We start from the raw sequence: 8,894 nt of genomic DNA on the forward strand, positions 1-8,894 counted from the left end.
ATTTGCCCGCTCGGGTGCGCTTCAGGCTAGCCCGTACCGGTCGGATACGCCCTGGTGGGGGGTCCGGACGAACTGGCTCCGCCGGGCGGCCGGGGCACCGGTACGCTGCCTCACGCCGCTCAGGAACCGTCAGAAAGGCGACCCCACCTGTGACTGCGATTCTCCAGGGCCGTACCCGCCGGGCCGCGCTGGCGACCGCGATCTGCGCACTCGCCATGACGGGTTCCGCGGTGCTGGCCGGGTGCGGCGGCGAGGATCCGGACGCGGGGACGAACGGCGTGGGCAAGCTGCCCGCCGACAAGATCCAGGCGAAGGCCCGGGCGGCCGCGCAGGGGACATCGGCGGTACGGCTGTCCGGCACCGTGGTCACCAGCGGCCGTACGTACCAGCTGGACATGCGGCTGAAGGCCGACGGCGGCACCGGGTCGGTGACCTCGAAGGGGGCGACCTTCAAGCTGCTGCGGGTCGGGAAGCAGCTGTATCTGAAGGCCGACGCGGACTTCTGGAACCAGGCCGACGGCAAGGACGGCGGCGACGGTGCGGCGGAGAAGCTGAACGGCAAGTACGTGAAGGTGCCGCAGGCAGACCCCGCGTACCGGAAGTTCAGCGGCTTCACGGACAAGGACGTCCTCCTCGACGGACTGCTCACACTGCACGGCACACTGGCGACGGACGGCCACCACGACGACGCGGGTACCCGCACCATCCGCATCACCGGCGACAAGGGCTCCGGCGGCAGCCTCGACGTCTCCCTCGAGGGCACCCCGTATCCCCTCCGGCTGGTCCGCGGCGGCGGGGCGGGCACGCTCAGCTTCTCCGACTGGGGTAAGGACTTCGCCGTAGCCGAGCCCGCGAAGGGTGAGACCGTCGATTACGGCAAGCAGCTGCCGGCGTCCTAACCGTTCGGTCGGGAGGGCCTGTCGGGCGGGCCGGGCGTGGATCGGCACCGCCGATCACCGCCGTCGTGGCTGATCGCCGTCGCGCCGGAGAAAGAGGGCGGGTGGAGCAGGGAATGCCGGTACCGGCCGCTACCGTCCCTTCCGGCGCTTGGCGAGAAGCTTCGGCAAGCCCGCCGGGACCGGCCGACGCGTAGTCGCAGGAGTCGCAACCGGTCGCTCCGCCAAGCTGCCGTCGGGCAACGGCACCCCAGACCCCGCCGGAGCCAGGCGCAGCACCCGGCACTCACGTGCCCAGCGGGCCGGCATCTGCTCCCCGTCGGGGGCGTTCAGGCGCTTGCCCTTCAGTTCGGCGACGGCCGCCTCCCACTCCTCGGAGCCGGAGGGCAGCTCGGACACGGTCGCGGGGAACGTCACCAGCCGGCCACCCTTGTCCTTGCTGCGCACGGTCACCTCGGCGGTGCCCCCGTCGACCAGCCCCTCCAGCGGCTGTTCACCGGGCCCGTCGCCGACCAGGCACACCGCGCCCTCGTGCCACACGTGCCACAGCGCACGCGCGGCGGAGGCCCCGGTGCCCCTGACCCAGATGAGGCCGGACTTCTTGCAGGCCTCCTCGATGAGGGCCCGGTCGAGCAGCTCGCTTGTCATGCGTCCAGCCTATCCAGCGCCCGCTCACAGCCAGCCGTTGCGCTTCAGCGTGCGGTGGATGCCGAGACAGATGGCGACCGTGATGCCCATGATCACCGGGTAGCCGTACTTCCAGTGCAGCTCCGGCATGTACTTGAAGTTCATGCCGTACACACCGCACACCATCGTCGGCACGGCGATGATCGCGGCCCAGGCGGTGATCTTGCGCATGTCCTCGTTCTGCGCGACGGATGCCTGTGCCAGGTTGGCCTGGAGGATGGAGTTGAGGAGTTCGTCGAAGCCCAGCACCTGCTCCTGGACCCGGGCGAGGTGGTCGGCGACGTCCCGGAAGTACTTCTGGATGTCCGGGTCGACCAGCCGCATCGGCCGCTCGCTCAGCAACTGCATCGGGCGCAGCAGCGGCGCCACCGCACGCTTGAACTCCAGTACCTCACGCTTGAGTTGGTAGATCCGCGCCGAGTCCACACCACGGGACACCCCGCCCTTGCGGCCCGGCGAGAAGACCTCGGTCTCCACCTCGTCGATGTCGTCCTGCACCGCGTCGGCGACCGCGATGTAGCCGTCCACGACGTGGTCGGCGATCGCGTGCAGCACGGCCGAGGGGCCCTTGGCGAGCAGCTCCGGGTCGTCCTGCAGCCGGTGCCGGAGCGCCCTGAGCGAGCCCTGGCCGCCGTGCCGGACGGTGATGAAGAAGTCCCGGCCGGTGAAGCACATGACCTCGCCGGTCTCCACGACCTCGCTGGTGGCGGTGAGCCGGTCGTGCTCGACGTAGTGGATGGTCTTGAACACGGTGAAGAGCGAGTCGTCGTACCGCTCCAGCTTGGGCCGCTGGTGGGCCTGCACCGCGTCCTCCACGGCCAGCGGGTGCAGTCCGAACTCGCTCGCGATACCGGCGAATTCGGCCTCGGTCGGCTCGTGCAGACCGATCCACACGAAGCCGCCGGCGCGCCGTACCTGCCGCATCGCCTCGTGCGGGCTGAGCGGCTTGGCGCTCGCCACGCGCCTGCCGTCGCGGTAGACGGCGCAGTCCACGACGGCCGAGGGGGTGGCCGGGTCACGGGTGGTGTCGTACGACACGTTCGACGTGCTCGTGGGCTTGCGCGGCGAGACGCGGGACGGACGGACCACGGCGCGCAGGTCGCGGATCATCGACATGGGCAGGCTCCTTCGCGACAGGCAACGAAAGACCGCCGGCGACGGGTGGAACTACCCGGAATGGGGACGTCCTGACTGCGGGATGTTTGGCACGTCCACAAAGCGGGGAGCACCGCACCGTCGCGGTGGCGACTTCGCTACTGATGCAGAACTGATTCGATCAGACAGATCGGGTGATCAGACGATCAGGGCAAAGCGAAACGAAGTGCTCTTCCGAAGGGCAACGCGCACGGGAAGGCGTCGGACAGCCAGAAACAGCCAGTGACTACATCAACGGGCGGAAGAGCGAGTGGTACTGCACGGTCGACTTCGATCCATGACAGCCCCACCTCCTCCGGCCGGTCCCTCGTAAGGGAGTCTCATCGGCGTCGGGACTCGATAGCGACGCTTCTACGTGCTGTCCCGAACCACCGGCTCAGCGTAGCAGCCACGCCATGTGTCAAGGCGCCGCTTTGCCCGCTACTGACGAGTTCTATGCTCGCGGCATGGTTGATGTTCTTCCTCTGGTCGAAGCACGGTTGACCACCGCGCTGGGCGAACCGGACGCGCGCGCCGCCGTCACCTTCCTCGGCACGGACCGCATCGAGGTGCTCCGATTCAGCGAGGGGGACGTCGTGCGCTACGCCACCCTCGGCATGTCAGCGCACCCCATGACGGACCCCGGCGCGATGCTCGCCGACCCGGTCAAGGGCCCCCGCGCCGAGCTGGTCCTCTCCGTCCGTGCGGGCCTCGCCGACACCGACAAGGTGCTCCGCCCGCTCGCCGTGCTGGCCGCAACCCCGCAGGTGGAGGGGCTCATCGTGACCCCGGGCGCCTCCCTGGACGTCGGTGAGCCGCTGTGGCCCGGTGCCCCCTTCACCTCGGTGCTGGTGGGCGAGCCCGGCGGCCTGGTCGAGGACCTGGAGCTGGACGACCCGATGGAGCCCGTACGGTTCCTGCCGCTGCTGCCGATGACCCCGAACGAGGCCGCCTGGAAGCGAGTGCACGGCGCCCCGGCGCTGCAGGAGCGGTGGCTCGCGAACGGGACCGACCTGAGGGATCCCGCCCGCAGGTCCGTCGCGCTCGACTGATCCGGAAGTGACCGATCTCACCAACGCCAGGCCGGATTCGGTCAGTTGGCAAAGACGGTGACGCCGTCCTCGGTGGCGTGCGACGTCTCCACTTCCTCCGCCTCGTGAGCGAGGGCCCGGCGCCGTACGGCAACCACGGCCGCACCCAGCAGCGCGGTGACCGCCGCCACCAAGAACGGGATGTGGATGTCGCTCCACTCCTCGATCTTCGGCGCGAAGTAGGGCGCGGCGGCGGCCGCGAACCAGCGGACGAAGTTGTAGCCCGCGCTCGCGACCGGGCGCGGGGCGTCCGACACCCCGAGGGCCAGCTCGGTGTAGACGGTGTTGTTCACGCCGATCAGCGCGCCGGACAGGATCGTGCAGACGATCGCGGTGGTGTGGTCGCCGTAGCCGAGGACCAGGACGTCCGCGGCGAGCAGCACCAGCGAGCCGCCGAGCACCTTCAGCGAGCCGAAGCGCTCCTGCGTGCGCGGCGCCACGATCACGGAGAAGACCGCCAGCAGCACGCCCCAGGCGAAGAACACTGCGCCGGAGCGGTACGGGGTCATGTCCAGCACGAACGGCGTGAAGGCCAGCACCGTGAAGAACGTGTAGTTGTAGAAGAACGCGGAGATCGCGGCCGTGGCGAGACCGCCGTGGCCGAGCGCCCTGATCGGGTCCAGGACCGAGGTCTTGCGGGCCGGCTTCGGCTGCTCCTTCAGGAGCGCCGTGATGCACAGGAAGCCGATCGCCATCAGCGTGGCCGTGCCGAAGAAGGGGTAGCGCCAGCTGAGGTTGCCGAGGGCCGCGCCGAGCAGCGGGCCGCAGGCCATGCCGAGGCCGAGCGCGGACTCGTACAGCAGGATCGCCGCCGCGCTGCCTCCGGCGGCCGCGCCGACGATCGCCGCGAGCGCGGTCGAGACGAAGAGCGCGTTGCCGAGGCCCCACCCCGCCCGGAAGCCGACCAGCTGGCCGACGCTGTCCGAGGTACCGGCCAGGCCGGCGAAGACGACCACGAAGGCGAGGCCGAGCAGCAGCGTCCTGCGGCCGCCGATGCGGCTGGAGACGAACCCGGTCAGCAGCATCGCCGCGGCGGTGATCAGGAAGTACGAGGTGAAGAGCAGGGACACCTGGCCGGCGGTGGCGTGCAGGCCCTGCGCGATCGACGGCAGGATCGGGTCGACCAGGCCGATGCCCATGAAAGCGACGACGGAGGCGCCGGCCGTGGCCCAGACCGCCTCGGGCTGCCGCAGCAAGTCCATCTGTAGTCCCCACTCCCATCACAAGTTAGTTCTGCTAATTAATGTAGATGACATCGAATTTGTCGGACGGGTGATCGTCCTTGACGTGGGCGGGCCGGGGTAGGACCGTGGAGCCCTATGAGGGGCGAACCCAGTTGCCCGAGGTGCGGTGGCCGGGTCAGGGCGCCCGGTCTCTTCGCCGATTCGTGGCAGTGCGATGTGCACGGCACGGTGTATCCGCTGCAGCCCGTGATCCCGCCCAGTGTGGAAGCCCTCGCTGCCGTCGTGCGCCGCACGCACGTTCCGCTGTGGTTGCCCTGGCCGCTGCCGGTCGGCTGGCTCTTCACGGGCGTGGCCTACGCGGGTGACGACCGCAGCGGTGGCCGCGCGACCGCCGTCGCCTGCTCCGGACCCGGCCCGCTGGGCGGCCCGGGTGAGCTCATCCTGGTGGCCGAGGAACTCGGCGTCGGCCTCGGCGCGAGGTACGCGGGCATCGACGGCCCCGACCCGGGGTCGTACATGAACGTCGAGAAGCCGCCCCAGGCCAAGGTGCTGGCAGCCGGGCGCCCGACCCCGCTCTGGCACGTCTACCGCACCCCCGACGACCGGGCCGTCTTCGCCGGTGAGGCACTCGGCATGTGGGTGTGGGCGGTGATGTGGCCCGAGCAGGCGGGCCTGCTCATGTACGACGAGTTGGTGCTGACGGATCTGCGGGACGCGGGGGCGGAGCTGGATCTGGTGCCCTTCGGAGCGTTGTCGCCGCGCTTGCTTCGGCCGTAGCGCCCACTGGGGCGGGGGGTTCTGCGCGTCGGCGGGTGCGGGTGCTTCGTGGTTGCTCGCGCAGTTCCTCTCGCCCCTGAGGTGTTGCAGTAGGGGGCGCTGATGGATTGCGGGTGTGACGGGGGGACTGGAAAACCCCGCTATCCTTAGGTGTCCCCTTCCGTAGCCGTCCTCGTCTGGAGTCACCGTGCGCGTCGATCTGCACTGTCACTCCACGGCATCCGACGGTACGGACACCCCGGCCGAGCTGGTGCGCAATGCCGCCGTGGCTGGGCTGGACGTCGTCGCGCTGACCGATCACGACACCACCCGTGGGTACGCCGAGGCGATCGCCGCGCTGCCCGAGGGGCTCACGCTGGTCACTGGTGCCGAGTTGTCGTGTCGTATCGACGGCATCTCGATGCACATGCTGGCCTACCTCTTCGACCCCGAGGAGCCCGCCCTGCTCGCCGAGCGTGAGCTGGTGCGGGACGACCGGGTGCCGCGGGCCAAGGGCATGATCGCCAAGCTCAACGGGCTGGGCGTGCCGGTCACCTGGGAGCAGGTCGAGCGGATCGCGGCCGGCGGTTCCGTGGGGCGTCCGCATGTCGCGACGGCGCTGGTCGAGCTGGGCGTCGTGCCGACGGTGAGCGACGCGTTCACCGAGGAGTGGCTGGCCGACGGCGGTCGGGCCTTCGTGGAGAAGCACGAGACGGACCCCTTCGAGGCGATCCGGCTGGTCAAGAACGCGGGCGGGGTCTGTGTGTTCGCGCACCCGGCCGCCGCCAAGCGCGGCCGTACGGTCCCGGAGGCGCGGATCGCGGAGATGGCCGAGGCCGGTCTCGACGGCATCGAGGTCGATCACATGGACCACGACGCCGAAGCGCGCGACCGGCTGCGGGGCCTGGCGAAGGAACTGGACCTGCTGGTCACGGGCTCCTCGGACTACCACGGCAGTCGCAAGACCGTGACGCTGGGCGCGTACACGACCGACCCCGAGGTGTACGGGGAGATCACACGACGGGCCACCGGGGCGTTTCCCGTGCCGGGGACCGGCGGGGCCTGAGGCCCCAAGGGGCCCGTCCGCGCCCGTAGTTCACCCTTTCCAGCAAGGCCAGTACTTCCCCCATGTTCGACATCGCCGTCTTCGGCTCTCTGTTTCTGACCCTTTTTGTCATCATGGATCCCCCTGGGATCACCCCGATCTTCCTCGCCCTCACCGCCGGCCGTCCGGCCAAGGTGCAGAAGCGCATGGCCTTCCAGGCCGTGTGCGTGGCGGGCGGGGTCATCGCCACCTTCGGCGTCCTGGGCCACCAGATCCTCGACTACCTGCACGTCTCCGTGCCCGCGCTGATGATCGCGGGCGGTCTGTTGCTTCTGCTGATCGCGCTGGACCTGCTCACCGGCAAGACCGACGAGCCGAAGCAGACCAAGGACGTGAACGTGGCGCTCGTGCCGCTGGGCATGCCGCTGCTGGCCGGGCCCGGGGCGATCGTGTCCGTGATCCTGGCCGTGCAGAAGGCCGACAGTGTGGCCACGCAGGTCTCGGTGTGGACCGCGATCCTCGCGATCCATGTCGTGCTGTGGCTGGTGATGCGTTACTCGCTGTTGATCATCCGGGTCATCAAGGACGGCGGTGTCGTACTGGTGACGCGGCTCGCGGGCATGATGCTCTCCGCGATCGCCGTCCAGCAGATCATCAACGGGATCACTCAGGTCATCCGGGGGAGCTGAGCCCTCGTCGGCTCGGCTCCCCCGGAAAGCTTGAGTGGCGCGCAGCGCGTGAGCGTTACGAGGCCTGGGTGTCGGCCGGGCGGATCCACAGGCGCTGTCCGATGGCGGCGGCCTGCTGAACGATCCGGTTGACGGAGGCGGCGTCTACGACGGTGCTGTCCACGGTGGTGCCGTTGACCTCGTCGAGTCGCATGATCTCGAAGCGCATGGGCTTCTCCCTTCGTCTGGTCATCCTCCTGAGGAGAACTACTTGGTGGGCCGGAGATGTCTCCGGCCTCGTCAGTAGTCAACGGGCTGGTTGTTACAAACATTCCCTACGCTAAAGAAATTTTTCGAACGACTAATTACTGAGTGGTAAGGGGAGGGTGCCGAACCGATCGGGAGCGGTTGTGTTCGCAGCGTGACCAACGGGACAATGGAGGCGATGAACGACGACCTGGCGGCCCTGGGCGCCCGCATCGACCGCACGAACGAGCTGCTGGAACGCATGCTCGCCGAGGTGGCGAAGACGCCCTCCACCCACGCGATCTTCGTCGACGCGGGTTACCTGTACGCGGCCGCGGGCCGGCTGGTCGCCGGGACCGAGGACCGCCGAGCCTTCGACCTCGACGCCGAGGGCCTGATCGAGGCCTTCATCGACCGGGCCCGCCAGGTCTTCGCGGACAGCCGCCTGCTGCGTGTGTACTGGTACGACGGCGCCCGCCGGCGCATCCACACCGCCGAGCAGCAATCCATCGCCGAACTCCCCGACGTCAAGGTGCGCCTCGGCAACCTCAACGCCAACAACCAGCAGAAGGGCGTCGATTCCCTGATCCGCAGCGACCTCGAATCACTGGCGAGGCACCGGGCGATCAGCGACGCGGCCCTGCTCGGCGGCGACGAGGACCTGGTCTCGGCGGTCGAGGCCGCGCAGGGCTACGGCGCCCGCGTCCACCTGTGGGGCATCGAGGCCCCCGAAGGCCGCAACCAGGCCGAACCCCTCCTCTGGGAGGTCGACAGCCAGCGCACCCTGGACCTGGAGTTCTTCAAGCCGTACGTCTCCCGCCGCACGGCCGCCGCCTACGACGCCACCGCCGGCACCCGCCCCACCCGCGACGACGTCCGCTTCGTCGGCGCCCAGATCGCCGCGAAGTGGCTCGTCTCCCGAGGCCGCGAGGCCTTGGTCGAACTGCTCCCCGGCCACCCCTACCTCCCCGGCTCCGTCGACCAGGACCTGCTGGTCGAGGCCGAGGGCCTGCTCCAGTACTCCCTGCGCGGCCAGGCGGACCTGCGCCGCGCCCTGAGGGACGGCTTCTGGGAGCATCTGCGGACGCAGTACTAGTACTGCAACCGCATCTGGGGGTTGTGGCCTCGACGTTTGTAGTGGGAACGGCGGGCTCGGGCCTGGCTGTGTCTACGGAAGTGTGACCAGT

At 69.4% G+C, this 8,894-nt stretch carries 10 protein-coding genes; 6 read left to right on the forward strand and 4 right to left on the reverse strand.

Annotated features, from left to right (window positions below):
* Positions 1 to 149: 149 nt before the first annotated feature.
* Entirely contained in the window at positions 150 to 899 is a 750-nt protein-coding gene (locus AB0M27_RS15730) for a hypothetical protein (RefSeq protein WP_365721912.1), read from the forward strand.
* 129 nt (positions 900 to 1,028) lie between these two features.
* Here AB0M27_RS15730 and AB0M27_RS15735 read toward each other — a convergent pair whose 3' ends face one another.
* Positions 1,029 to 1,544: a hypothetical protein gene (locus AB0M27_RS15735; protein ID WP_365721914.1), complete on the reverse strand. Its 516-nt coding sequence runs from the start codon at positions 1,542 to 1,544 to the stop codon at positions 1,029 to 1,031.
* 24 nt (positions 1,545 to 1,568) lie between these two features.
* Positions 1,569 to 2,699 (reverse strand): magnesium and cobalt transport protein CorA, encoded by a 1,131-nt coding sequence (locus AB0M27_RS15740; RefSeq protein ID WP_365721916.1) that lies wholly within the window; start codon positions 2,697 to 2,699, stop codon positions 1,569 to 1,571.
* 485 nt (positions 2,700 to 3,184) lie between these two features.
* Between AB0M27_RS15740 and AB0M27_RS15745 the strand changes: the two genes are divergently transcribed.
* A complete protein-coding gene (locus AB0M27_RS15745; protein WP_365721918.1) occupies positions 3,185 to 3,769 on the forward strand; it encodes a suppressor of fused domain protein in 585 nt (194 codons plus the stop codon).
* 41 nt (positions 3,770 to 3,810) lie between these two features.
* On the opposite strand, the gene AB0M27_RS15750 is transcribed toward AB0M27_RS15745, so the two are convergent.
* Positions 3,811 to 5,010: an MFS transporter gene (locus AB0M27_RS15750; RefSeq protein ID WP_365721920.1), complete on the reverse strand. Its 1,200-nt coding sequence runs from the start codon at positions 5,008 to 5,010 to the stop codon at positions 3,811 to 3,813.
* 117 nt (positions 5,011 to 5,127) lie between these two features.
* Here AB0M27_RS15750 and AB0M27_RS15755 point away from each other — a divergent pair, with 117 nt between their 5' ends.
* The 3 genes from AB0M27_RS15755 to AB0M27_RS15765 all read left to right on the forward strand — a co-directional run bounded on the left by AB0M27_RS15755 (position 5,128) and on the right by AB0M27_RS15765 (position 7,482).
* Entirely contained in the window at positions 5,128 to 5,769 is a 642-nt protein-coding gene (locus AB0M27_RS15755; protein WP_365721922.1) for a DUF6758 family protein, read from the forward strand.
* Positions 5,770 to 5,956: 187 nt separating this feature from the next.
* Positions 5,957 to 6,814, forward strand: a complete 858-nt coding sequence (locus tag AB0M27_RS15760) for a PHP domain-containing protein (protein WP_365721924.1) — start codon at positions 5,957 to 5,959, stop codon at positions 6,812 to 6,814.
* Between the two features lie 62 nt (positions 6,815 to 6,876).
* On the forward strand, positions 6,877 to 7,482 hold the full coding sequence (locus tag AB0M27_RS15765; RefSeq protein WP_365721926.1) for a MarC family protein: 606 nt from the start codon (positions 6,877 to 6,879) through the stop codon (positions 7,480 to 7,482).
* Between the two features lie 55 nt (positions 7,483 to 7,537).
* Here AB0M27_RS15765 and AB0M27_RS15770 read toward each other — a convergent pair whose 3' ends face one another.
* Positions 7,538 to 7,690, reverse strand: coding sequence for a hypothetical protein (locus AB0M27_RS15770; protein ID WP_365721928.1), 153 nt, complete (start codon positions 7,688 to 7,690; stop codon positions 7,538 to 7,540).
* Positions 7,691 to 7,897: 207 nt separating this feature from the next.
* Here AB0M27_RS15770 and AB0M27_RS15775 point away from each other — a divergent pair, with 207 nt between their 5' ends.
* Entirely contained in the window at positions 7,898 to 8,803 is a 906-nt protein-coding gene (locus tag AB0M27_RS15775; protein WP_365721956.1) for an NYN domain-containing protein, read from the forward strand.
* Positions 8,804 to 8,894: the final 91 nt, after the last annotated feature.

The organism is Streptomyces sp. NPDC052107, from assembly GCF_040680215.1.
Taxonomy (GTDB): Bacteria; Actinomycetota; Actinomycetes; order Streptomycetales; family Streptomycetaceae; genus Streptomyces.